We start from the raw sequence: 23,867 nt of genomic DNA, 5'->3' as shown, positions 1-23,867 counted from the left end.
TGCCCGCCACCGTGCGGCGGCGCGGCCCGGGCCCAGGGCGGGGCCCCGGCCGCGACTCCCCCGCAAGGGCACCCGCTCCCGCCACTCGGCCCAGCCCGGATCGCGGGTGGCGGTCCGCCCGCCTATCCAGAGGGCATGGCTCATAACCGACATAGACAGACGCGGCGCGTGCGACGCGCCCGGCATCGGCTCACCACCGCCCTCCTCGCCGCCCTCGCCCTCGCCGCCGCGGCCCCTGCCGCGCCCGAGCCGGGGGGACGGGTCCTCGCGCCCCTCCAGCGGACGTCGGGCACGCCCGTGCACGGGCACTACATCGTCACGCTGCGCAACGGCGCCAGTCCGCGGACGCTCACGGCGCGGCTGGGCGTGACGCCGGACGTCGTGTACGGGCACGCTCTCACCGGCTTCGCGGCGACGCTCACGCCGGAGCAGCTGGAGGCCGTCCGGAAGGCGCCGGATGTGGCGGCGGTCGAGGAGGACGCGGTCTTCCACGCGTCGGAGGGGAGGGGGGAGGAGGAACAGGCGGCGCCGGCCGCCGACTGGGGTCTGGACCGCATCGATCAGCGACGGCTGCCGCTCGACGGGCAGTTCACGGTGAACGGCACGGGGCAGGGGATCACGGCGTACGTCGTGGACACCGGGATCGACTACACGCACCAGGAGTTCGGCGGGCGGGCCCGCAAGGGCGTCGATCTCGTGGACGCGAACGGCGACGGCTCCGACTGCCCGATCGCCGCGGGCGGTTCGGGCCACGGCACGCACGTGTCGGGCGTCATCGGCGGCGCGGAGCACGGCGTGGCGCGCAGGGTGACGCTGGTCAGCGTCCGCGTCCTCGACTGCGCGGGGGAGACGACCTCCGCCCGCTTCGTCCAGGGCCTGGACTGGGTCGCGCAGAACGCCACGCCCGCCTCCGTGCTCAACGCCTCCATCAACGGCCCCTTCTCGGCGGCCACCAACGCCGCCGTCGCCGCCGTCGCCGCGAAGGGCGTCCCCCCGGTCGTCTCGGCGGGCAACGACACGGCCGACGCCTGCACCAACTCGCCGGCCGGTGCCCCGGGCGCGGTGCCCACGGGCGCGACCGACCAGGCCGACCGCATGGCCGCGTTCAGCGACTGGGGCACATGCGTACGGCTCCTCGCGCCCGGTGTGGACATCACCTCCGCCCGCGCCGGCGGCGGCACGCTGACGATGACCGGCACGTCCCAGGCGGCCCCGCACACGACCGGAGTCGCCGCGCTCTACAAGGCGGTTCACCCCGACGCGTCGACGCAGTCGGTGACCGACTGGCTGACGTCCCAGGCGACGCCGGGCGTCGTCTCCGCCGTACGGGACAGCACGCCCAACAGGCTTCTGTTCACCGGCGGTTCGTGAGCTGCTTGACCGGACCACTGCTTGCTCGGCCGAGCAACTCCCCCCTACCGTCTTGCCCGTGGGAGCGAGAAGCAGCAAGCGCAAGCAGGAAGCGCCGGCCGGCAGGACCTTCATCGAGGAGGCCCGCAGGGCGCAGATCGTCGCCGCCGCCATCGAGGTCATCGCCGAATTCGGTTACGCCAAGGCCACGTTCGGCAGGATCGCGCGCCGGGCCGGGCTGAGCAGCACCGGGGTGATCTCGTACCACTTCGCCGGCAAGGACGACCTCATGCGGGAGGTCGTCGCCGAGGTCATGCGGGTCGCCGACGGCTACATGCGCCCCCGCGTCGAGGCCGAGACGACCTCCTCGGGCCGGCTGCGCGCCTTCATCGAGTCCAACCTCGCGCTGCTGGAGGAGTTTCCCCGCCACCTGCCGGCGATGGTCGAGGTGCTCTCCAACGTCGCCGGCAGGTGCCAGGGGGAGCCGGCCCGCGAGTTCGCGGAGGCGATGGAGAAGGCGACCGCCGCCCAGATCGAGGGCGTCCGGCACGCCCAGAAGGCCGGGGACTTCCGGGAGTTCGACGCCGAGACGATGGTGATCGCCATCCGCGGCGCCATCGACGCGCTCGTCGTACGGGCCGCCCGCGACCCCGGCTTCGACGCGGCCGTCCGCGGCCGTGAGCTCGCCGAGATCTTCGACCGCGCCACCAGGAGGACGCCGTGACCACTCGGCTCGCCGCCCCGCCCGCCGAGCGGCGCGGCGCCCCCGCCGTGCGCCGCCGGCTGGCACTCCAGCTCGTCTTCGAACTCGCCCTGCCCCTCGGCGGGTTCTACGGGCTCCAGGCGCTGGGCGTCGGCCAGTGGGCGGCCCTGCTCGTCGGCAGCCTGCTGGCCGTCCCCTGGGTCGTCCACGGCATGATCAAGCGGCGCAGGGTCGAGGCGATGGCCGTCTTCACCCTCGTCCTCATGGCCGTCGGGGCGCTGATGACCCTGGTCACCGGTGACGCCCGCGTCCTGCTGATCCGGGACAGCTGGCTCTTCGGCCTGATCGGCCTGTGGATCCTCGGCACGCTGCCGACGCGCCGGCCGTTCGTCCTCGCCCTGTCCCAGGCCGTCGTCACCGCACGGGTGGGGGAGGAGGGCCGGCGCACCTGGCTGTCGCAGTGGGACGGCGACGGCGTCTTCCGGCGGCGGCTCAGGGTCCTCACCGCCGTGTGGGGCCTGGGCTTCACGCTCGACGCGGGGGTGCGGGTGGTGCTGGCGACGACCCTGCCCGTCGGCTGGGTGCCGCTGGTGAGCACGGCGCAGTGGCTGGCCGTCCTGGGCGGCCTCATCGCCTTCCACCGGCGGTACGTCGTCCGCCACGGACTGAAGGCGTGATCCGGTGACCCACCCGGAAGTGATCGTGGTCGGCGCCGGGCCCACGGGCCTGACCCTCGCCAACGAGCTGGGGCTCGCCGGCGTCCGCACCCTCGTCCTGGAGCGCACCCTCCGGCGCAGCGGCCAGTCCAAGGCGCTGAACCTCCAGCCGCGCACCGCCGAGATGTTCGACCTGCGCGGCTGGCTGGACCCGCTCGCCGACCGCGCCCTGACCGCCCTGCCCTGGGGGCACTTCGCGGGCATCGCGCTCGACTACGGGGCGCTCGACACCCGCTTCCCCTACCAAGTGGGCATTCCGCAGGCGCGGGTCGAGGGGTTCCTGGAGGACCGCCTCGCCGCGCAGGGCGTACCCGTGCTGCGGGGGCACGAGCTGACCGGTTTCGCGCAGGACGCCGGCGGTGTCTCCGTGACCGCGGAGGGGCCCGGCGGCGCACGCGCCTTCCGCGCCGCCTACCTGGTGGGCGCGGACGGCGGGCGCAGCCGGGTCCGCAAGGAGCTGGGCGTCGGTTTCCCGGGGCGGGACGCGCGGGTGTCGCTCGCCGTCGCCGACGTCGAGCTGGAGGACGATCCGGCGCTGCCCACCGAGTGGCGGCCGCCGCCCTTCGAGGCCGGCCACGGGCCGACGGCCGCCCTGACGCCGCTCGGCGACGGCGTCTTCCGCTTCGTCTTCGGCGGCGTGCCGTACGCGGACGTGCCGCGCGACGCGCCCGTCACCGAGGACGAGGTGCGGGCCGCGCTGAACACCGGCCCCGGCCACCACCCGCGGCTGCGCGCCCTCCGCTGGGGCTCCCGCTTCACGGACGCCTCCCGGCAGGCGGAGTCGTACGTCGACGGCCGTGTGCTGCTGGCCGGCGACGCGGCCCACGTGCATCTGCCCGCCGGTGGGCAGGGCCTCAACCTCGGTGTCCAGGACGCCTTCAACCTGGGCTGGAAGCTGGCGGCCGTGGTGCGGGGGCGGGGGCCGGAGGGGCTGCTCGGCTCGTACCACGACGAGCGGCATCCGGTCGGGGCGGCCGTCCTGGAGAACACGCGCGCCCAGGGGGCGCTGGCCCTCCCCGACGTCGACGCGCGCGCCGTCCGCGCCGTCGTCGCCGACCTGCTCTCCGGCCCGGAGGCCAACCGCCGCGTCGCCGGCCTGATCTCCGGCCTCGACCTCCGCTACCCGATGCCGGGGGCGCCCGCTCATCCGCTGCTCGGCCGCCGCCTGCCCCGGCTCCGGCTGCCGGCCGGGCGCGGCCTGCTCCTCGGCCCGGACGCGTCGCCGCTGCGCGGCTGGGCGGACCGGGTGGACTGGTCGCCCGCCCCGGACCGCGTCCTGGTGCGGCCGGACGGATATGTGTGCTGGGCGGGCGGGGGCGAGGGTGCGCCGGAGGGGGAGGGGCCGGAGCCGGCCCTGCGCCGCTGGTTCGGCGCCCCCTCGTGAGGGGTCCCCGGGGAACGGGCGGTGCGGGAGCGGGGTCACAGCCCCGGCGCCCCCACCGCCTCCTCGTACGCCTTCCGCAGCTCCGCCCCCCACTCCGCCCCCGCCACCCGCAGGGGTGCCCGCACCGGGCCGCCGCCCGGGAGGCCCAGGGCGGTGAGCAGCGCCTTGGCCGTCACCGTGCCGGGCAGGCCGGAGGACATCATCAACTCGACCAGGGGAAGCGCCCGTTGGTGGTGCCGGACGGCCTCCTCCGGGGCCCCGGCGTCGAAGGCGTCGAGCGCCGCCGCCAGCAGCGCCCCCGCGGCGTTCGCGACGGTGCTGACGTAGCCGGCCGCGCCGACGGCCCGCAAGGGCAGGTTGAGTTCCTCGGCGCCGGAGTAGTAGAGCAGGTCCGTCCGCGCGATGACCTTCGCGCTGCCGAGGAGGTCGAAGGAGCAGTCCTTGACCCCGGCCACCCGCGGATGCTCGGCCAGCCGCAGCATCGTGTCGACCTCGATGCGCGTGCCCGTCCGCCCCGGGATGTCGTAGAGCATCACCGGCAGGCCGACCGCGTCGGCGACCGTCAGGAAGTGCCGGGCGACGTCGTCCTGCGGCGGGCGGCTGTAGTAGGGGGTGACGACGAGCAGGCCGTCGGCCCCGGCGGCCTCCGCCGCACGGGCGAGTTCGACGGTGTGCCGGGTGTCGTTCGTACCGACGCCGGCCGTGACGCGGGCCCGCCCCGCGACGGCGTCGCGCACGGCGCGGATCAGATCGCTCTTCTCGAAGTCACTGGTGGTGGGCGCCTCGCCGGTGGTCCCGTTGAGGACCAGCCCGTCGCAGCGGCCCTCGCCCACCAGGCGGTCGGCGAGCGCCTGCGCGGCGTCGAGGTCGAGCCGGCCGTCGTCGGTGAAGGGGGTCACCATCGCACAGACCGTACGGCCGAAGGGGCCGGTGAGGGGCGGCGTCATCGCGGCATCGCTCCAGGAGGGAGGGGAAGCGGGGGACGTCCCTCATCCTCGCCACCAACGACCGTACACGTCCATGGAATTGTTCTACTGCGAGGTTTAAGCGCTGCTCAATCCACCGGTCGGGGACCGGCGGTCAGGGGCGCCAGCGCAGCACCTGCGGGTCGTGGTCGCTCGCCTGGTCGGCGAACTCGGCGTTGATGTGGACGATGTCGTAGTCCGTGTGCTTCCGGCCCATCGAGGGGCTGGTCAGAATGTGGTCCAGGACCTGGGAGTTGCCCTGGTACACATAGCCGTACCGTTCCTTCACCGGCAGCAGGCCCACCTGGTCGGTCAGCACGCGCCCGGCCGTGAGCGCGGAGAGCGCGGGGGAGAACTGGTAGTCGTTGAGGTCGCCCGCGACGATCACGGCGGCCTTCCGGTCGGCCGCGAGGATCCGTCCGGCGAAGGCGTTGACGGCCTTCGCCTGCTGGACGCGCTGCACCTCGGAGGTGCGCGACGGCGCCTGGAAGCGGCTGTCGAGCCCCTGGTCGCCGCCCTTGGAGGTGAAGTGGTTGGCGATCACGAAGACCCGCTCGCCGCGGAAGGAGAACTGGCCCGCCAGCGGCTTGCGGCTGTTCCGCCACGCGTCGTTCGCCGGGTCCACGCGCCCGGGGGAGGCGGTGAGCGCGACCGCGCCGCCCTCGCGGACGACGTCGACCGGCGTCGTGGAGTCGCCGCCCGGCTTGTCGGTGAAGGAGACGCGGGCGGGGTTGAAGAGGAAGGCGGTGCGTATGTTGCCGCCGGGCTGGCCGCCGTCCCGGCCGTCCACCGGGTTGATCTGCCGCCACTGGTACGCGGGACCGCCCGCCGCGGCGATCGCGTCCGTGAGCCTCTTGAGGGTGACCCCGGCGTCCACGGTGCCGTCGTCGCCGGTGCCGTTGTCGTCCTGGACCTCCTCCAGGGCGACGATGTCGGGCGAGGCGAGGTTGGTGACGAGGGCCGAGGCCAGCCGGTCGAACTTCTCCTGCGGGTTGCGGGGGGAGAGGTTCTCGACGTTGTAGGTGGCGACGGCCAGTTCGCCGCTCCGCTGCTTGCGGGTGGTCTCCCGCTCCAGGCCGTGCTTGACGAGGCCGCCCAGCTCGGTCGCCTGGAGCGTGTAGCCGCCGTGGTTGTCGTAGTCGAGGGGGCCGGCGGTCACGCCGGTCAGCTCGTCGCCCACGTCCGCCACCGGGAAGGGCCGCCGCGCGAAGGGGATGAGCGAGGCCACCTTGACGCGGGCCCCGTTGGGATCGGCGTACGAGCCGTAGAGAACGCCGCCGCGCGGGGTGCGGTGGTGGCGGGGGGCGGCGGTGACCCACAGGTCGTGGTACGCGCTCGTCGCCTGGGTGACCGGCGCGTTGCGCACCGAGACCCGCATGCCCTCCAGCGACTCCAGGCGGTCCAGCGCGTAGCGGCCGGGCCGCAGCGGCAGGTCCTCGATGGAGCCGCCGTGCGCGTCGGGCGCGTAACGGGCCGGTATGGACGCCGCGTTGAGGACGACGGCGGGCGGCAGGGCGTTGCCCGAGGAGCGGACGGCCCACGTCGCGCCGGTCAGCTGGGTGACCGACTGGAGCCCGGCGTTCTCCCCGCCGGGGTAGAACTCCTTGACCGTGCCGGAGACCCGGACCGCGTCGCCCGGCCGGACGTCCGGCGTGGTGGAGCCGGTGAAGACGAAGAGCGCCTCGCTGGTGGACGCGTCCCGGTCCGGCTCGGTGTCCTGGAACCAGAAGCCGCGCGCGGAGCCGAAGCCGCGGACGGCGGTCACCACGCCCGGTACGCCGGCGACCCGCTCGCCCGCGTACGGGGAGAGGCGTGTGGTGCCCTGGATGTCGTGGATGCGGACGGCGCCGTCGCCGTCGGCGCTCGCGGTGGGGGCGGTGAGCAGCCCGGCCGCGAGCGCGCCGGTGACGAGGACGGTGAGGGTGACGGCCGATCTGCGGGTGGGGCGGCGCCGACTGCGCACGGAGGGCCTCCGGTGAGGTGGAAGAGGTGGGAGAGGAGCCCGTGAAGGGCGGGAGAAAGGGCGTCGTTCGCAGGAATCGCGCCACGATGATCTTGACGTGTTTTCTCCGCGCGTCAATTTCTTGTGTGGACAGACCAGTTGTCAAGGTCCCGCGGGTGTACGGGGCCCGACGGGTCCGTGAACCGGGCGGCGACGGGCGATTCCCGTCTACGCTGGGGCGGTACGTGCGCCCCCGGCACCCGTGCGCGCCCGCCGCCGCGGGCGGGCGGCCGCGGCCACGCCCGGACCATGACGTTCATCCCGCCGGCCCGCCACGGTGCCGTCGCCCCCGAGGAGATGACCCCCCTGATGCCCGTAGACCGCCCGACCATGCCGCCGGTGCGGCTCCTCTCCGACGCGGAGCTCGCGCGCGACGCGCTCTCCGCGCCGCTGTTCGCCCGTGCCGCCCGACTGGCCCGCTGGGCCGGCGAGGGCACCCCGGTCGGCGCGGGCGGCGAGCTCCTGGCCGACCAGCTCCGCACCGCGACCGGGCTGCTGGGGCTCGACGGCGACGAGGAAGGTCCGGCGTACGCCGCCGAGGCGTGGCAGCTCGCCCTGGACACCGGCCTGGTCGAGTTCACGGAGCTGCCCGGGGCCGAGGGCGCGGCGTCCGACGAGCCCGGCGGCACGGCGGTGGCCGGCGAGGAGCTGGCCACGCTGACCTCCGGCAGCCCCCAGGACATCCTGGACCTCTGGCTGGGCGGCCTGGAATCCGTCCTGGCGGACGCGGCGGCCCCCGACCTCGGCGACATCGTGGAGCAGATCTCCGAGGGCGGCGACCTCGACCTCGACGCCATCGACTGGAACCCCGAGGAGGAGGCCGACTTCCTCGACGGCGTCCTCGGCAACCTCTACCTGCTCACCGCCCTGGACGAGGGCTCCGCCGAGCGGCCCGTCCCGCTGCCCGCCCTGGCCGCCTCCGTGATCGTCCCGGACGACATGGACGAGCCCACCGACGACATCCTCGAAGAGGTCTCCGACGCGATGATGCGCCTGGACGACCAGTTCCGGATGCTCGCCCCCACCGGGCTCGTCGAGTACCAGCCGGTGGACGAGGCGCTCATCGAGGAGGTCGACGGCGAGGGCCACATCCGCGAGTCCGTCGACGGCGTCGCCTCCGACGTCCCCGAGGAGGAGGACGTCACCCGCTACGGCATGGTCGCCCTCACCCCGCTCGGCGTCTTCGCCGTGCGCACCCGGATGCTGGAGGCCGGCGTCGACGCCCCCGCCGTCGGCGACCTCGCCGAGCGCGACGCCGCCGCGCTCCTGGCCGCCCTGCCCCACCACCCGGAGCCCGCCGCCCGCACCGAGACCGAGCTCTGGCTGGCCCGCCGCGAGCCGTCCGCCGCCGCCCGCGACCTCCTGGCCGCCGCCCGCGGCGACGACGAGGAGGCGCCGCTGCGCCGCCTGGCCTGCCAGCAGGCTCTCGCCCTCCTCGGCCCGGAGGCCGAACCCGCCCTCCGCGACGTCCTCGACGACCCGCAGCTCGGCGGGCTCGCCCGCGTCTGGCTGGCCGAGCGCGGCGCCACCGGCATCCCCGAGCCGGGGGAGGCGATGGTCTTCTGGCTCACCGTCGACACCATCGCCGCGCAGCTCGCCACCGAGGACGACTCGGCCGAGCTCCGCGACCTCGTCCAGGGCCTGGTCGGCCAGCACAGCGGCTTCTTCGACTCCGCCTGGCGGGTCGACCACCCCGCCACCGCCGACGTCCTGGAGGCCATGGGCCGCCTCCACCCCGACAAGAAGATCTCCAAGGAGGCCCGCAAGGCGGCCTTCAAGGCCCGCTCGCGCCGCTGAGCCCCGCGGTTCCCCTCCCCGCCCGTCCCGTCCCCCCCGGTGCCGCCGCACGCCGGGGGGACGGGGCGGGGCGGGGAACACCCCCAGGGCCCGTCGGGGAGCACGTCATCCCCTGAGGGGACGCGAATGGCGGCCGGGACGCGGGAGGATGGGGGCGCATCGTCCCCGTAGTGCCCTGGAGCCCACCCGCCATGCCCCGCCGCCAGACCCGCGCCCTCGCCCTCGCCGCCGCGGTCCTCGCCACCGCGACCCTCGCGACCGGCTGCTCGATGAGCGACACCGGCCCCGTCAAGAAGGCCGAGCGGACGTACACCGTCGACGGCGCGGTCAAGGCCGTGGACGCGGCCACGCACGGCGGCGACATCACTGTCCTCCCGCTCGCGGACGGCGGCGGCGGAGACGGCAAGGTCCGGGTGACCGAGCGCTACGAGTACAGCAAGAGCAAGCCCAGCCCCGGACACCGGCTCCACGGCGGCACGTTGTCGATCGACAAGGCCGACTGCGGCGGCGCGCACCGCTGCACCGTCAGCCTGGAGATCCGGGTGCCCCGCACCGCGGCCGTCACCCTGGACTCCGACGGCGGCAGCCTCACCGTCCGCGGCACCTCCGGCGCCGTCACCGCCGAGACCAAGGGCGGGGACGTCACCATCGAGGACAGCGCGGCCCGTTCGGCGAGCGCGCACACCCAGGGCGGCAACGTCGTGGCCTCCTTCACGGCCGTCCCCGACACGGTGGACGGCCGCACCTCCGGCGGTGACGTCCGCATCGGCCTGCCCAAGGGCACCTACGCCGTGGACGCCACCACCGCCGGCGGTCACCGCGAGGTCGGCGTCGCCACGGACCCGGGCTCGCGCCACAAGGTCGCGGCGCACACCCAGGGCGGCGACGTCCGGGTGCTGCCGTCCTGAGGGCGGCCGCGACCCGCGTCTAGGCGAACTTCCGAACGCGCCGCGCCGCGGCGTGAAGATCTCACGTCTCCGGCGTGACGTCCGCACTCCCGGCCCGCCGGCGCCCCCTGCTGGGATGGAGCGCGCACACAGCGCAGTACGCACCAGAGTTCGAGGAAGACATGAGCAAGTTCCAGCGCCGCCGCGCCTCCGCCGCCGGTGTCGTCGCGGCCGCCACCCTGTCCCTGATCGGCTTCGCCGCGTCCCCCGCCGCCGCCTCCGCGCGCGGCTGCACCGGCAACGCGGGCATGACGGACGGTTCGGGCTCCGTGTGCCTGGACGTCAAGGGCACCAAGCTGAAGGTCGACCGCTTCACCATCAGCAAGAAGTCCAACAACCGCGCCTGGAAGGACAAGCCCGTCATCGTCGCCGGCTCCTGGTCCTGGACCGGCCCGATGCAGGACGCGCGCCGCACGCAGACCGTCGAGGTCTCGAAGACGATCAACCGGAGCTTCCCCAACAACACCAAGATGTGCGGCTATTGGAGCCAGTTCCCCGGCAAGAAGGCATGCATCACGATCCACAACTAGGGTCGGGTAGGCTGGCGGTGGACGCCGTCGCACCAGGTCGTCCGCCGCCAGCCGACCGTTACGAGGAGAGATGTCACAGCCGCCGCGGACACGCGGGAGGACCACCCGCGCGAAGCTCCTGACGACCGCCGGCGCCGCGGCCTTCCTCGGCTGGACGGCCGTCGTGACCGTCGTCATCGCCCGCACCCCCGACGCGGGCGCGGAGAGCTTCGAGGCCCTCGCCGCGGTGGTCGACCGCTCCGTCCACAACGACGGCGTCGGCGCGCTCGAACGGTATGTGCACGGCGACGGCGCCGGGGAGTACACCGACACCCTGGAGGAGAAGCTGGCGAACGCCGGCTTCGACGCCCTGTCCGTCACCCCCGACACCTCCCGGCAGGCCCCGGCCATCGTCCTCACCGCGACCCGCCGCGGCCACCTCGTCTCCTGCGTCGACTGGGAGACCGTCCAGGACGGGGGCCGCTGGTTCCTCGACCCGGTCGCGCCGCTGCTCACGGACGGCTGCCGGAAGCCGTAGTGCCGGGCGCCGACCGGCAGGTCCGCGCCGGCCTGCTCACCTCACTCGTCCTGTGCGCGGTCTTCTGCGTGGCCCTCGGCACGGCGTACCCGCGCCTGCTGGAGCAGGCCGCCCCCTACGGCGCCGCCGTGCCCGCCGCCCTCACCGCCGCCCTGCTGCTGGTGACCGTCGCCCAGCACGCCCCGACGCGCCCCCGCCGCCCGTACCGGGGGCTGCTCCTGCTCGCCGCCCAGGCCGTCCTCACCTACATCCCGCTGCTCGTCCTCGGCGAACCCTGGCTGAGCGCCCTCGGGTTCCTGCTCGGCGCGGCCCTCGCCCAACTGCCCAGGCCCCTCTCGCTCTACGCGGCCGCCGCGGTCGCCGCCAGCGGGCCGCTGATCATCGTCCTGCTGCCCGTCGACAACCGCCTCGGCCTCCGCGTCGCCCTCGACACCCTGCTCGTCGGGCTCGTCGTGCACGGCATCGTCCGGCTGTCCCGGCTCACCTCCCAGGCGCAGGACGAACGGGCCCGCGCCGCCGCCCGCGCCGTCCAGCGCGAACGCGACCGCGTCGCCCGCGACCTGCACGACCTGCTGGGCGGCCGGCTCTCCGCGCTCGCCCTCAAGGCGCAGGGCGCCGCCGCGGCCCTGCCGCCCGGCGACGCCACGGCGGAGGCCCGCCGCGAGCTGGCCGAGCTGGAGGAGATCGCGCGCACCGCCCTCGCCGACGTACGCGGCGTCGCCCGCGGCCGCCTCCCCCTCGCCCTCGACGACGAACTCGCCCGCGCCCGCGCCGCCCTCGCCGCCGCGGGCGTCACCGCCGAGGTCACCGGCGCCCCCGTACCGCCCGGCCTCTCCGGCCCGCTCGGCGCCTGCCTGCGCGAGGGCGTCACCAACGTGCTGCGCCACAGCGACGCGCGCCACTGCTCCGTCACCGTCACGCGCACGCCCGGCGCGGTGCGCCTGACGATCGTCAACGACGGCGCACGGCCGGGGGCTTCGGGCGCGCAGGGCAGCGGGCTGCCCGGCCTCGCCGCGCGGGCGGAGGAGCTGGGCGGGCGCCTCGACGCCGGCCCCGACGGCGCCGGCCGCTTCCGGCTGACCGTCGAACTCCCCCTCTGAGGTGCCGCTGAGCGCCTCAGATCCAGCCGTTGCGCTCGGCGATCCGCACCGCGTCCACCAGCGTGCGGGCGCACAGCTTCCCGGTGGCCGAGGACAGGCAGTTGCGCACCCGCCCCAGCGACAGGAACAGCTCCGCGGCGATCTCCCGCGGCGCCGCGCCCGTCGCGGCCAGCGCCAGCACCTGCGCCTCCCGCTCGGTGAGCGGGCACACGCCCGGCTCCCACGACGCCTCGGCCAGCCCCTCGCCGATCACCCGGCCGCCGGCCGCCACCGTCCGGATCGCACCGGTCAGCTCCTCCGCCGTCGCGGTCTTGAGCAGGAAGCCCGGGATGCCCGCCGACAGGGCGCGGTGCACGTGCCCCGGCCGGTCCATGCCCGTCAGGATCAGCGGCCGGCAGGCGGGGAGCGCCTCCCGCAGCCGCAGGGCCGCCGTCAGTCCGTCCACCTCCGGCAGCCCCAGGTCCAGCACCGCCACGTCCGGCCGGTGCCGCAGCGCCGCCGCGCACACGTCCGCGCCGGAGGCGACGTCGGCCACCACCTCGATGCCCAGCTGCCGGCCGAGCAGGGACACGAGCGCGGCGCGTACGACGTGCTGGTCCTCGGCAACCAGCACTGAAATCACAGCAGAACCACCCGTTCCCCGTCTTCTCCTCGAACGGGACGAGCCCCCGCCGTGCACAAGCGTCGATGATAAGCGGCGGACCCCGTCCCCCGCCTCCCCGCGGACCCCGTCCCCGCCGGCGACGAGCGGACCCCTCACCGCTTCGGCGGCCTGATGACGGCCTTCCCGGCGGCCAGGTCCACCGTCGACCACGGCGGATCCCCGTCCTCCTCGTCGTCCCGCATCACGAGCGAACTCCGCCGTTCCCTCAGCTCGTTCTGCTTCCCCTGCGAGAACGTCGCGTGCAACTGCTCGAACCCGGTCGCCGACACCTGCCCACGCCGGCCCGCGTTCCGCCACGGCAGCAACCCGGCCCGGCCCGCGCGCAGCAGCACCTGGTCGGCGAAGGCGACGATCGTCAGGAGGACCACCAGCCCGGGCAGCGTCATGAAGAAGACGACCTCCATGGGGGGCAGCCTGACGGCTGGCCGAACGGATGTCCACCCCGGCGGCCCCGCGAGCCGTCAGCGGACCACGGTCAGCGTCCGCAGCCGGTTCAGGGCCGCCGCGACCTCGAAGCGGCGGGGGAGGGCGAAGTCCTCGTCGCGCAGGGCCAGCAACGGGGCGACGCCCTCGGCGAGTTGGCGGTCGAGGAGGTCGAGGGCGGCGGAGAGCGTGCGCCGGCCGTCCAGGTGCCCGGCGCGCACGAGCAGGCCGAGGGCCAGGCCGACGCCGACGACCTGTCGCGAGTCGGTGATCTGCTCCAGCGCGCGGACGTCCACGGTGTGCTCGCCCAGGACGAGCGCGTCCGTGCCCCGGGCCGTCACCCGCAGCCGGCCGCGGACCGTGCCGTCCACGGACGCCGGATCGGGGCGACGGTGGACGACGGCGGGGAAGGCGTCCGCCTCCGCGCGGCGTCCCGTCGGGACCGCGGCCAGCTCCCTGGCCCGCGCCGTGACGTCCGCGGGACGGTAGCCGTCCATCATCACGACCCGGTCGGCGACCTCCATGTAGTCGCCCGACCCGCCCATGACCAGCACCGTCGAGACCCCGTGGTCCCGGTGCAGGGAGCCGACCAGGTCCACGAACGGTGTCAGCGGCTCCCGGGCCTTGGCCACCAGCGCCTGCATCCGGGCGTCCCGGATCATCAGGTTGGTGGCGGCCGTGTCCTCGTCGACGAGCAGCACCCGTGCCCCCGCCTCCACGGCCTCCACGATCGACGCGGCCTGGGAGGTGGAGCCGGACGCGTTGTCCGTACGGAAGTCCGTCGTGTCCTGCCCGGTCGGCAGATGGCTCACGAACGCGTGCAGGTCCACCCGCTCGACCCGGCGGCCGTCCTCGGCGCGCACCTTCACCGTCTCGTGCCGCGCGACCACCAACTCCCGCCCGTCGCCCGGGACATGGTCGTACACCCCGCTCTCCAGCGCCCGCAGCAGCGTCGACTTCCCGTGGAAGCCGCCGCCGACGACGAGCGTGACGCCCTCCGGCACGCCCATCCCCGACACGGCGCCGGCGTGCGGGAGTCCGACGGTGACCCGCAGTGCGTCGGGGGAGCGGAAGGGGACGACACCCGCGCCCCGCGCGGGCCGGTCGTCGACGCCGCTGCGGCGCGGCAGGACGGCGCCGTCGGCGACGAAGGCGACCAGGCCGAGGCCGGGGAGGGCGTCGCGCAGGGCGCAGGAGTCCTCGACGGTCTCCACGAAGCGCCGCACGGCGTCCGCGTCCAGCGCCTCGTACCGCAGGGCCCGTTCGGCCAGGCGCGGCAGCCCGCGGCACAGGATCTCCTCGGCCGCCCGCCCGTCGATCCGGCGCCGGGGCCCCGGCAGCGGCACGTTCAGCCGCAGCGTCACCGCGCCGTCCGCCCCGACCTGGCAGGACGAGCGCTGCAGCACCTCCTGCCCGCCCCCGTCGACCAGCACCCCGTCACCGGCCTCGGCCGCCGCCCGCCGGGCGAGGAACCCCGCCAGCGCCCGCCGCCGCAGCGGCGTCCCGTACAGCCCGGCCGGAAACCCGGCGACGGACGCCGGCACGTGCACCGCCACCCGCGCGGGCGGCGCGTACGGATCGGCCTGCGCCCGCACGAGCTCCACGGCGACCCCGGCGACGTCCCACCGCCCGGCCAGCGACTTGTACCGCCCGTAGGGCGCGCCGTCGAGACGGCGCAGGGTCGCCTGGAGGTCGCCGTTCCGGTCTGTGCCGTACGCCATGATGCTGCTGGTCACCCTTCTCCGCGGAGGCCGGCCGACCAGCTTAGTGAGGGGCGCCGCCGGACCCGGAAGAGCGGTCTCAGAAGAGGAGAGCGGTCTCAGAAGAGCGGTGCCGCCTCCCGTACCTCGTCCATGACCTCCTCCATCCTCAGCGAGGGCAGGATGTGCACCCGGTTCCACTGCGGAATGCGGCTCTCCACGAGGAACCGGTCGACACTCTCCGGCCTCTCCGCCTCGACGATCATGACGACCGTGTGCTCCCGGTTGACGAAGGGCCCGGCCACGATGCTCACACCGGCCTTCCCGGCGATCCCCGGAATCTCCGGCGCCATCCGCAGCAGCAGCTCCCGCGTCTTCGCGTGGCTCGTCGGACAGGTCTCGGGGCTGTGGTGTGCCAGCAGGACGTAGAACATGGTCCGACCTCCTTGTCCCTGCAGGCCGTACTTCGAGCGTAAGCCGCCGGGGTGGCGAGGGGCGAGCGCGCCGGCCCGCCCTCGCGATCACGCGCGATGCGCCTCGCGCAGATGGCGCCCCATCGCCGTCGTCGGCGTCCCGGCCTCGCCGAGCGGGTCTGCGGCGCTCCGTTTCCGTATCCGGCATCGGGGAGTGGCGCTACGCTCACCAGCGGTAACGTTCACGGTGGCGCGCGACGTCAATGGGTGCCAACCGTCCCTGCACTCAAGGAACTTGACCCGTCGGCGTCCTTGCCGGCCCTGTACGGCTCGACGTTGCGAAAGCGTCGGATCGGCCGTCGCCGGGCAGAAAGACGCGCAGCCCTGGCTGTCCGCCGAGGAGGTGGACCGCGAGGCGGCGCAGGCTCAGCCGGCGGAAGCTCCTTGAAAGGCCCGACCCGCCGCTGTTGAGGTCCATTCCGGACGAGGCGGTGCTGCGCCGTCCTGTGGGTGGGGCGGTTGCGATGCGTGAACAGCTTCTCCGTGTTCTGAGGCGGCGCACACGTCGAATGTCGAGGTGCAGGGCCTGCCTTATGCCGCGGGCTGTCACGCCTCCGGCATTCCCGTCGTTACGACGTGGTGCACGCGCCGGCGCTTCCCATCAAGCCGTCCCTTGCGATGATCGAACAACAGGCAGAGGAACTCGGCACATGCGGACACTGAGCGGCCTTGTCCGGAGAAAGTCCACGCACAGTGCGGGTGACGGGGACTGCCTCGAGGCCACCGGCGGCGTACGGGACATGGCGTCGATAAGGGATGGCAAACAACCCCCGCCGCGCCCTCCAATTACCCGTCCCGCCTGGGTTTCCCTCACCTCGGCCCTCGCCGGGGACCGGCTGTTGCGAAGGTCCGCCCGCCCCTGGCGCGCGGGGCCGCCCGTGCCGTGACCGGAAGGTTTTTTCAAGGGGAGACTGCCACCCGTAAAAAGCTTTCCGGCCGTTCAATCATGTACTGCCGAGTGCTCGCCGGCACACAGGGCTTAGGGCTTTCGGTGTAGGGCACGGCCCCCGTCCGCGAGCCACCGCCGGTGATAGGTTTTGCCGCGGCCGACTTTGCGGAACCGGTGAGCGCGTGAACGGGGGGAATTCTTCGGCGCACCGGTGCCGGACGATCGGCTGAACGAAAGAGTCGACCAGGCGGCGGGCGTTGTCCGTGGACAACGGACAGCGGGGGAGTTCGTGGGAGTGCGACATGTGGGCTGAAGGGCGGGGCGGCCTCGTCGGATTCGACGGCTCATTCCTCACCTTGATTCATGACGGGCTGCTCCCCGGCGGAACCCCCGGGCGGAGTGAGAAGCGCATTCCGGTTCTTCAGCTGGGGGCCATCCGCTGGCGGCCGGCGGGGCGGCGCATCGGGCTCGGGTGCATTCAGTTCGTCCCGGCCGGTGCCGGTGAGAGGCGCCCGCTGTTCGGGCGGCACGCACGGAACGCGGCGGGCGGCGGGAACGCCCTGCTCTTCACGCACCGGCAGCAACCGGCTTTCGAGGCGCTCAGAAAGGCGGTCGAGGCGGTGCTCGCGCAAAGGCACCTGGCGGCGACGGGGACGTCCCGTCCGCCCGGCCCGCTGGACGCCGTCGCCGGTGTCGAGTCCCTGGCGCGGCTCCTGGACGAGGGGAAGCTGACGCGGGACGAGTTCGACGTCCTCAAGTCCAGGCTGCTGTCCCGGCTGTACGCCGACTTGGCCGCGGGGCCGGACCGGTCCGCGTGAACGCGGTCGAGTACGGTCCGTCGCAGCGAATGCCGAGGGTGAACGCAGAAAGGAACAGCATGCTTGCTCGTTGCGTCGGGCGCGCCGACGAACCGCTCCGCCTCATACCGGCCGGCCGGGACGGAGTCCGGTGACGGCTCCGGCCCCGGCCGCCGCGCCGGCCACGACGACGTCGCCGGCATCCACCCCCGCACCCGCCCGGGTGCGCCTGGACTCCCTCACCGGCCTGCGCTGGTGCGCGGCCTTCCTCGTGTTCTGCTACCACTTCGCCTACGAGCAGGGCGCCTCGGGCACGGCCCGGCACGTGTACCGCATCAAGGAGCTCACGTACGCCGGCCCCTCGGCCGTCTCGTTCTTCTTCATCCTCTCCGGCTTCGTCCTGGCCTGGTCGGCCCGGCCGCGGGACACCGCGCGGCAGTTCCTGTGGCGGCGCTTCGTCCGGATCTATCCCAGTCATGCGGTGACGTTCTGCCTGGCCGTGCTCATGCTGGTCTGGATGGGCAGGACCCTGGACCCCGCCGTCGCGGTGGGCAACCTGGGGCTCGTCCAGACGTGGGTGCCGGACCGGCACGACTGGTGGTTCGGCTACAACGGCGTGTCGTGGTCGCTGAGTTGTGAGTTCTTCTTCTACCTCGCCTTCCCGTTCTTCGTCCCGCTGCTGCGGCGGCTGACCTCGCGCGGCCTCTGGGCGGTGGTCGTGGGCGGCAACCTGGCCGTCGCCCTGTACCCGCTCGGCGTGCGGTGGCTCGCCGGGGCGACCGGCTGGGAGGCGAAGTTCCTGCTCTACATCCAGCCCCCCGTCCGGCTGCCCGAGTTCGTCCTCGGCGTGGCCCTGGCCTTCCTGGTCAAGAGCGGGGCCTGGCGCGGTCCCGGCCTGGTGGCGAGCCTGGCCCTGGCCACGGTGACCGTTTTCGGGATCACGCACGTCCTCCCGTACAACTGGCACTGGGCGTCGTGCACCGTCGTCCCGTTCACCCTGACCATCGCGGCGGCGGCGCGGACGGACCTACGCGGCGAGCCGTCTCCCTTCAGGAACCGCTTCATCGTGTACCTGGGGGAGATCTCGTTCGCCTTCTACCTGGTCCACGAATTGGTGATCTTCAGCGTCCGGCACTTCTTCCGTGTGCACGGCATCGCCGTTCCACTGACCCTGCACCTGGGCCTGGTGGCCTCGGTGGCCCTGCTGGGCGCGGTGTTCCTGCACGAAGGCGTGGAGAAACCCATGGTGCGTCTGCTCTCCCGGGCCGGGAACCGGAAGCCCTCGGGCGGGCGCCCCCGTCCGTAGGGGCGCCCGCCCGGGCGTCACGCCCGTTCCACCGGGAGCCAGAGCTCCGCGTCCGCCTCGGACTTGTCGGCGGAGAGCCGCGTGCGCAGGATCTCCGGGCCCGGCCGGCTGCGGTACGGGTTGGAGGGGAACCACTCGGTGAAGACGTCCCGCCACAGGAGCTGGATGGCCTCCGGCGCCGGGCCGGACGTGGTGAAGACCGCCCACGTGCCGGCGGGGACGGGCAGGGACGAGGTGCCCTCGGGGGCGGGCGCGGACGTGATCACGCCGTGCCAGTAGTCGAACGCGGTGCCCTCGGCGCGGCTCGGGTCGAGGCCGTCGCAGACCGAGAGGATGCCGCGCGGGTCCTCGTCCGAGAGGGCGTCGAGACGCTCCACGGTGTGCGGGTCGATGCCGCGGATGAAGTCGGTCATCGCCGCGTTGGGCCCCGAATGGACCAGGGGTATCCGGGCGTTGAGGCCGACGACGGCGAACTCCGGGCGGTCGACGATGCGATAGCGCATGCTGCTGCTCCCTTCGACGGTGAGACGGAAGGTGAGCCGGGGCTGGGAGACGAGCTCCGCGCCGTGGCGCCGGGCCTCGCCGGGCCCGACGCCGTGCACGGCGCGGAACGCGCGGGTGAAGGCCTCGCCCGAGCCGTAGCCGTAGCGCACCGCGATGTCCAGCAGCGGTTCGCGCCCGGCGAGCACCTCGGCCCCCGCGACGGTGAGCCGCCGGCGCCGGACGTACTCCGACAGCGGCATGCCCGCGAGCGCGGAGAACAGCCGGCGCAGGTGGTACTCCGAGGTGGCCGCGGTGCGCGCCAGGACGGTCACGTCGACGGTGCCGTCGAGGTGCTCCTCGATGTGCTCCATGGCCCGGTTGAGCCGGTCCAGCATGTCCGGTCCCCTTCCTTGATTGCGGTCACCACGCTAGGCGGCGGGTGACCGCGGGGACCCGACATCCTGTGCCCGGTCGGGTCGGGTGGGAGCCGAGGGCGCGGTGCGGCTACCGCTTGACGATCTTGCCGACGGCGTCGGCCTCGACGACCTGCTTCTGGAGGTAGTTCCAGGAGAAGTTGACCCAGCCGCGGTCGCCCCAGTTCTTGCCCCAGGAGTTCTCCACCCGGACGCCCTTGCTGTTGTAACCGGTGATCGTGATCATGTGGTAGCCCATGAACTTGGCGTTGCGGCCCGGGTAGTACTTGTAGGAGGCCGCCTGCTTGGGCGTCAGGTAGTAGAAGTCGTCCCGCACCGGAATCATGATGACGACCGGCATCCCCTTGGCCAGCGACGACTTGACGTCGTTCTGGATCCGGCTGCCCGTGTGCAGCGGGACGTAGCCGGACAGCTTCCAGTGCGCGGCGTTGCGCCGCTCGGCCTTCGACGGCTGCGTCTTGTAGTTGAAGTCGCCCGGCTTGTAGTGCTTCCGGGAGTCGACGCCCTGCTTGATGGCGATGTTGAAGTGGTCCCGGGACGGGGTGGGGATGTTCTTGCCCTTGACGATCTGGGCGTAGGTGTACATCGGCGCCTGGGGGCCGCCGGATATCTTCTGGACGCCCTCGAGGACCTTGTAGGCGGAGTAGTCGATGGCCCACGCGACGCAGGAGTTGACGTTGCCCTGGTAGCCGGGGGCGGCCGCGTACTTGCTCAGGTCGACGCTCGCGGGCAGGCCCGCCTTCTTGGCCTTGGCGGCGCCGGCCTTGGCGCCGTAGGGGGACAGGGCGTCCAGTCTCGCCTCGACCGAGCCGGCCGCCACGGCGCTCCGCTCCGGAGCGGACGGCAGCGCGCCCAGGGCGAACGGGGGCTTCTTGGCGGTCTCCTCGTGGCCGGACCGGTCGGCGGCGCTCGCCTGGGCGATCCCCGCGGAGGTGAGGCCGATGGTCGCGGCGGCGGACATGGCGACGGCCACGCGCGTCCGGGTGCCGCGGCCCTTCGTCTGCTGACGGGCACTGCTCATGGGTGTTTCCCCCTTGGTGTGACAGGAGCGCTGTATGTCAGGGACCTGACATACACGCGGAAATCATGGGTGCCCCGGACGCGCGGTGCGCGGAGGTGCCGGGGCCGCCCGGATCGACAAATCGGCCTTTGTCGAACAAGTGACCGAATGTCAGGCGAAATCTAACCCCGTCCCCGGCTCCGGATCAAGTTCAAGTGAGCGCCGTCACAGGCGGGTTGGGCGGATCGCCGGCCCGTGCCGGGATCCTGTTCCCGCAGGAGGGACGCCATGATCGGGTGGATCAGTTCCCGGGGGGCGGGGCGGGGCGGGGCGGGCCGGGGGCGGGGGCGGGGAGTGCACCGGCCACCCTATTACCCGGGGGTGGCGGGAGCCGGGGCGGCAGGAACCGGGAATCCGGCGGGGGCCGGGCGCGTTGCAGCCGGGTGTGAGCAGCCGCATATCCGTCCCGCTGTCCGTGCTCGACCGCTCGCGCACCCGGCGGGGGCACGATCCGGGGGAGGCGCTGCGCGACACCGTCGCGTTCGCGCGCGAGGCGGAGGCGCTCGGCTACCGGCGGTTCTGGGTGTCGGAACACCACAGCGTGCCGGGGGTGGCCGGATCGGCGCCGACCGTGCTGGCGGCGGCCGTCGCGGGGGCCACGTCCCGGATCCGGGTGGGCACGGGCGGGGTGATGCTGCCCAACCACCGGACGATGGTCGTCGCCGAGCAGTTCGGCGTGCTGGAGTCGCTGTTCCCGGGACGGATCGACATGGGCCTGGGACGGTCCGTGGGCTTCACGGACGGCATCCGGCGGGCGCTCGGGGCGGAGAAGGACGCGATGGGGGGCTTCGCGGAGCGGCTCGCCGAGCTGGCGGAGTGGTTCGCGGGCGGGGCGTCCGCGTACCCGCAGGTGCACGCCCGGCCCGCCGAGGGGCTGCGCGTGCCGGTGTTCGTCCTCGCCAACGACGCCGGCGCGGACGTCGCGGCCGAGGCGGGCGCGGCGCTGGTGATCGGCGGGCTGCACGGGGCGGACGCGACCGTCGCCGCGATCGAGCGCTACCGGAAGGGGTTCCGGCCCTCGGCGCTGCGCGCGGAGCCGTACGTCGTGCTCGCGGGGAACGTCGCCGTCGCCGGCACGGCGGAGGAGGCGGCCCGGCTGCTCGTCCCCGAGGCGTGGGCCATGGCGTACTCCAGGACGCGCGGCGTCTTCCCGCCCCTCGTCCCCGCGGAGGAGGTCGAGGGGCGGACGATGACGGCCCGCGAGCGCGAGCACTACGAGGCGGCGCTGCGCGGGCACGTCCACGGCACGGAGGACGCGGTCGCGGCCGAACTGGCCGCGCTGGTCGGGCGGACGGGGGTGGACGAGCTGCTCGTCACCACCAACTCGTACGACCGGGAAGCCCTGTTGGACTCCTACCGGCGGCTGGCCCGCCTGGCCGGGCAGGCGGGGCCGTTCGGGCCCTCCGGGCCGTCCGCGCCGTCCGGCGTCTCCTGAGGGCGTCCGTCAGAACCAGTCGCCGTCGCCGTCCGGGTCGACGTACTCGTTGTGCACCTCGGTGATGTTGACGACCTGCTGCGGCTCGTCGTCGTCCAGCGCCTCGTTGATCAGCGCGCCGCCGATGAGGCCCGCCGCGCCCGCCGCCGCGACGCCGCCCCAGCCGGGGCCGGAGCGCTGCGGCTGCTGCTGCGGGTACCCCTGCTGGGGGTAGCCCTGCTGTGCGTACCCCTGCGGGGCGTAGCCCTGCTGGGGCGCCGGCGCGTAGCCCTGCTGGGCGTACCCCGCGGCCTGCTGCTGGGCGGTCGCCCACCGCTGGGCGCACGCGACGCAGCTCATGACGCTCCGGGGGACGCCCCACTGCGGCGCCCACATGACGTTCTGCGTGCCGGGGCCGTGCGAGGGGTCAAAGAAACAGTTCAACGCGCTCTCCAAACAAAACGCCCTGCGCTGTGGGCAGGTGAGGAGCACAGGCTACTCCCCACCTCAAGACGTCGGTCCGGCGGCGGAAGTTCCGGCCGTGCCGTTCTGTTCCGTTCCGCTCCGCTCGGTTCCGCTCCGTTCCGCTCCGTCCGTCACAGGGCCGCGGCCGCCGGCTTGACCAGGTCGCGGACCGTACGGGACTTCACGTACTCGCCGATGGCCGTCATCTGCCACTCGCCCGAGAACTGGCGGACGAACTTGCACATCAGGACGCCCGTCTTGGGCTCCGCGCCGGTGAGGTCGAAGCGGACCAGCTCCTCGCCGGTCTGCGCGTCCATCAGCCGGCAGTACGCCTTGGCGACCTGGGTGAACTTCTGGCCGTTGAAGGAGCTCACGGTGAAGACCAGGCCCGTGACCTCGGGCGGCAGGCCGCCCAGGTGGACGGTGATCGTCTCGTCGTCGCCGGAGCCCGCGCCCGTGAGGTTGTCACCGGAGTGCTGGACGGCACCGCCCAGGATCATCAGCTTGCCGAAGTAGCAGGCGTCGATGAGGTTGCGCTGGGGGCCGTAGGCGATGACGGACGCGTCGAGGTCGATGGCGCGGCTGCCGTAGGCGGGCTCCCAGCCGAGACCCATGCGGACGGACTGCGTCAGCGGTCTGCCGCCCTTGACGAGGGAGACCGTCTGGTTCTTCTGGAGGCTGACGCGGCCCTTGTCGAGGCTGATCGTGCCGGGCCGAGGGCTGCCGCCGGGCCCGGCGGGCGCCACCGGCGGGGCCGGGGGAGCGGGGGGAGCCGGAGGCGCGGCGGGCGCGCCGAAGGACGGGGCCGGCGGGGCAACCGGGGCCGCCGGGGCGGGCGTTGCGGGGGCCGGGGGTGCGGTCGGCGGGGCGGGGGCCGCGGGGGCCGGGGCCGCCGGTTCCTCGACGCTCACGCCAAAGTCCGTCGCGATGCCCGCGAGCCCGTTCGCGTAGCCCTGGCCCACCGCCCGGACCTTCCACGCGCCGTTGCGCCGGTAGACCTCGACGACGACCAGCGCGGTCTCCGTCGTCAGCCGGGGCGGGGTGAACGTGGCCAGCGGGGCACCGGTGTCCGCGTCGCGGACGGTCGCGGTGGGCTCGGTGCCCGCGAAGGTCGCCCCCGGGGCGTCCGGGCTCGCCGTGACGACGATCTTCTCGATGCCGGCGGGGACGGCCGCGGTGTCCACCGTGATCGCGTCGGGCGCGCCGGCCGTGGCGGCCCGGTGGGTCACGCCGGGGCCGGCCGGCTGGTTGTAGAAGACGAAGTCGTCGTCCGAGCGGACCTTGCCGTCGGAGGTGAGCAGCAGGCCCGAGACGTCGAGCCGCACGGGGGCGGTGACGTCCACCGTCACGCGGGCGACGGAGAGCGGGATGTTCGAGCCGGGGGTCATAGCGGTCATGATCCGTTGAACGCGCGGGCGGGCTTTGCGGTTCCATGACCCGGGGGCGGTCCGCGGGGGCGGGCTCGGTGTCGCCCCGGCCGCACGGCGCCTGCGCCATGGCCGTCCCCAGCGGCCGCGTCGGCGGGAGCAGCAGCGCCGGGAGCGCGGCGAGCGGCAGGAACGCGTTCGCCGGCAGGAAGCAGGAAGCAGGAAGCAGGAAGCAGGAAGCAGGAAGCAGGAAGCAGGAAGCAGGAAGTACGGCATCAACAGGGCGCCCCCCCGGGCAGCAGCGCCCCCGAGTAGCAGGGCGCGCCCCCGAGCAGCAGGGGGTGCACCCAGCGCGGCCGCGCACGGAAGCCCGGCACGGCG

22 protein-coding genes and 1 pseudogene are annotated in these 23,867 nt (G+C 74.0%); 13 read left to right on the top strand and 10 right to left on the bottom strand.

Going from position 1 to position 23,867, the window contains the following annotated elements:
* Nucleotides 1-168: 168 nt before the first annotated feature.
* Genes AC230_RS07835 through AC230_RS07820 form a run of 4 tightly spaced genes read left to right on the top strand, consistent with a single transcriptional unit; the run spans nt 169 to nt 4,153 of the window.
* On the top strand, nt 169-1,371 hold the full coding sequence (locus AC230_RS07835; protein WP_049715340.1) for a S8 family peptidase: 1,203 nt from the start codon (nt 169-171) through the stop codon (nt 1,369-1,371).
* Nucleotides 1,372-1,429: 58 nt separating this feature from the next.
* A complete protein-coding gene (locus AC230_RS07830; RefSeq protein WP_049715339.1) occupies nt 1,430-2,074 on the top strand; it encodes a TetR/AcrR family transcriptional regulator in 645 nt (214 codons plus the stop codon).
* A complete protein-coding gene (locus AC230_RS07825) occupies nt 2,071-2,730 on the top strand; it encodes a VC0807 family protein (protein ID WP_049715338.1) in 660 nt (219 codons plus the stop codon). Before AC230_RS07830 ends, AC230_RS07825 begins: the two co-directional genes overlap by 4 nt.
* Nucleotides 2,731-2,734: 4 nt before the next feature.
* Nucleotides 2,735-4,153 carry an FAD-dependent monooxygenase gene (locus tag AC230_RS07820; protein WP_049715337.1) on the top strand — a complete coding sequence of 473 codons (1,419 nt, stop codon included), beginning with the start codon at nt 2,735-2,737 and terminating at the stop codon, nt 4,151-4,153.
* Between the two features lie 35 nt (nt 4,154-4,188).
* Here the strand turns inward: AC230_RS07820 and dapA are convergent, their stop codons facing one another.
* Both dapA and AC230_RS07810 read right to left on the bottom strand, forming a co-directional pair.
* Nucleotides 4,189-5,100, bottom strand: a complete 912-nt coding sequence (gene dapA / locus AC230_RS07815; RefSeq protein ID WP_049715336.1) for a 4-hydroxy-tetrahydrodipicolinate synthase — start codon at nt 5,098-5,100, stop codon at nt 4,189-4,191.
* 133 nt (nt 5,101-5,233) lie between these two features.
* Entirely contained in the window at nt 5,234-7,081 is a 1,848-nt protein-coding gene (locus tag AC230_RS07810; RefSeq protein ID WP_049715335.1) for an endonuclease/exonuclease/phosphatase family protein, read from the bottom strand.
* Between the two features lie 348 nt (nt 7,082-7,429).
* On the opposite strand from AC230_RS07810, the gene AC230_RS07805 reads away from it, so the two are divergent.
* The 5 genes from AC230_RS07805 (at nt 7,430) to AC230_RS07785 (ending at nt 12,011) form a co-directional block, all read left to right on the top strand.
* Nucleotides 7,430-8,917 carry a hypothetical protein gene (locus tag AC230_RS07805; protein ID WP_049715831.1) on the top strand — a complete coding sequence of 496 codons (1,488 nt, stop codon included), beginning with the start codon at nt 7,430-7,432 and terminating at the stop codon, nt 8,915-8,917.
* Between the two features lie 191 nt (nt 8,918-9,108).
* Nucleotides 9,109-9,825 (top strand): DUF4097 family beta strand repeat-containing protein, encoded by a 717-nt coding sequence (locus tag AC230_RS07800; protein ID WP_049715334.1) that lies wholly within the window; start codon nt 9,109-9,111, stop codon nt 9,823-9,825.
* Nucleotides 9,826-9,986: 161 nt separating this feature from the next.
* Complete coding sequence (locus AC230_RS07795) at nt 9,987-10,394, top strand: hypothetical protein (protein ID WP_049715333.1); 408 nt, start codon at nt 9,987-9,989, stop codon at nt 10,392-10,394.
* 70 nt (nt 10,395-10,464) lie between these two features.
* The gene (locus AC230_RS31840) at nt 10,465-10,911 is read left to right on the top strand and encodes a hypothetical protein (protein ID WP_049715332.1); all 447 of its coding nucleotides are present in this window, start codon (nt 10,465-10,467) and stop codon (nt 10,909-10,911) included.
* Nucleotides 10,911-12,011 (top strand): sensor histidine kinase, encoded by a 1,101-nt coding sequence (locus AC230_RS07785; protein WP_049715331.1) that lies wholly within the window; start codon nt 10,911-10,913, stop codon nt 12,009-12,011. Before AC230_RS31840 ends, AC230_RS07785 begins: the two co-directional genes overlap by 1 nt.
* Nucleotides 12,012-12,027: 16 nt before the next feature.
* Here the strand turns inward: AC230_RS07785 and AC230_RS07780 are convergent, their stop codons facing one another.
* The 4 genes from AC230_RS07780 to AC230_RS07765 form a co-directional block, all read right to left on the bottom strand.
* Entirely contained in the window at nt 12,028-12,624 is a 597-nt protein-coding gene (locus AC230_RS07780) for a response regulator (RefSeq protein ID WP_422125564.1), read from the bottom strand.
* Between the two features lie 143 nt (nt 12,625-12,767).
* Complete coding sequence (locus tag AC230_RS07775; protein WP_049715329.1) at nt 12,768-13,079, bottom strand: DUF6191 domain-containing protein; 312 nt, start codon at nt 13,077-13,079, stop codon at nt 12,768-12,770.
* A gap of 57 nt (nt 13,080-13,136) precedes the next feature.
* Nucleotides 13,137-14,834, bottom strand: a complete 1,698-nt coding sequence (locus tag AC230_RS07770; RefSeq protein WP_338399785.1) for a P-loop domain-containing protein — start codon at nt 14,832-14,834, stop codon at nt 13,137-13,139.
* An 83-nt stretch (nt 14,835-14,917) separates the two neighbouring features.
* Complete coding sequence (locus AC230_RS07765; RefSeq protein ID WP_049715328.1) at nt 14,918-15,232, bottom strand: hypothetical protein; 315 nt, start codon at nt 15,230-15,232, stop codon at nt 14,918-14,920.
* A 386-nt stretch (nt 15,233-15,618) separates the two neighbouring features.
* Between AC230_RS07765 and AC230_RS34635 the strand changes: the two are divergent.
* The 3 genes and pseudogenes from AC230_RS34635 to AC230_RS07755 all read left to right on the top strand — a co-directional run.
* A pseudogene (locus AC230_RS34635) lies at nt 15,619-16,158 on the top strand (Scr1 family TA system antitoxin-like transcriptional regulator); the annotation flags it as partial.
* Between the two features lie 304 nt (nt 16,159-16,462).
* Nucleotides 16,463-16,978, top strand: a complete 516-nt coding sequence (locus tag AC230_RS07760) for a hypothetical protein (RefSeq protein WP_157868536.1) — start codon at nt 16,463-16,465, stop codon at nt 16,976-16,978.
* Between the two features lie 130 nt (nt 16,979-17,108).
* A complete protein-coding gene (locus AC230_RS07755; RefSeq protein WP_049715326.1) occupies nt 17,109-18,263 on the top strand; it encodes an acyltransferase family protein in 1,155 nt (384 codons plus the stop codon).
* Between the two features lie 17 nt (nt 18,264-18,280).
* Here AC230_RS07755 and AC230_RS07750 read toward each other — a convergent pair whose 3' ends face one another.
* Both AC230_RS07750 and AC230_RS07745 read right to left on the bottom strand, forming a co-directional pair.
* Complete coding sequence (locus tag AC230_RS07750; protein ID WP_049715325.1) at nt 18,281-19,141, bottom strand: AraC family transcriptional regulator; 861 nt, start codon at nt 19,139-19,141, stop codon at nt 18,281-18,283.
* A 109-nt stretch (nt 19,142-19,250) separates the two neighbouring features.
* Entirely contained in the window at nt 19,251-20,201 is a 951-nt protein-coding gene (locus tag AC230_RS07745) for a C1 family peptidase (protein ID WP_049715324.1), read from the bottom strand.
* A 424-nt stretch (nt 20,202-20,625) separates the two neighbouring features.
* Between AC230_RS07745 and AC230_RS07740 the strand changes: the two genes are divergently transcribed.
* Nucleotides 20,626-21,675, top strand: coding sequence for an MsnO8 family LLM class oxidoreductase (locus AC230_RS07740; protein WP_049715323.1), 1,050 nt, complete (start codon nt 20,626-20,628; stop codon nt 21,673-21,675).
* Nucleotides 21,676-21,684: 9 nt separating this feature from the next.
* On the opposite strand, the gene AC230_RS07735 is transcribed toward AC230_RS07740, so the two are convergent.
* Both AC230_RS07735 and AC230_RS07730 read right to left on the bottom strand, forming a co-directional pair.
* Nucleotides 21,685-22,098 (bottom strand): hypothetical protein, encoded by a 414-nt coding sequence (locus tag AC230_RS07735; protein WP_049715829.1) that lies wholly within the window; start codon nt 22,096-22,098, stop codon nt 21,685-21,687.
* 152 nt (nt 22,099-22,250) lie between these two features.
* Nucleotides 22,251-23,507 carry a TerD family protein gene (locus tag AC230_RS07730; protein ID WP_049715322.1) on the bottom strand — a complete coding sequence of 419 codons (1,257 nt, stop codon included), beginning with the start codon at nt 23,505-23,507 and terminating at the stop codon, nt 22,251-22,253.
* Nucleotides 23,508-23,867 lie beyond the last annotated feature (360 nt).

It is taken from the genome of Streptomyces caatingaensis, from assembly GCF_001187435.1.
GTDB classification, from domain to species: Bacteria; Actinomycetota; Actinomycetes; order Streptomycetales; family Streptomycetaceae; genus Streptomyces; species Streptomyces caatingaensis.
This window is presented reverse-complemented; position numbering and strand designations above follow the sequence as displayed.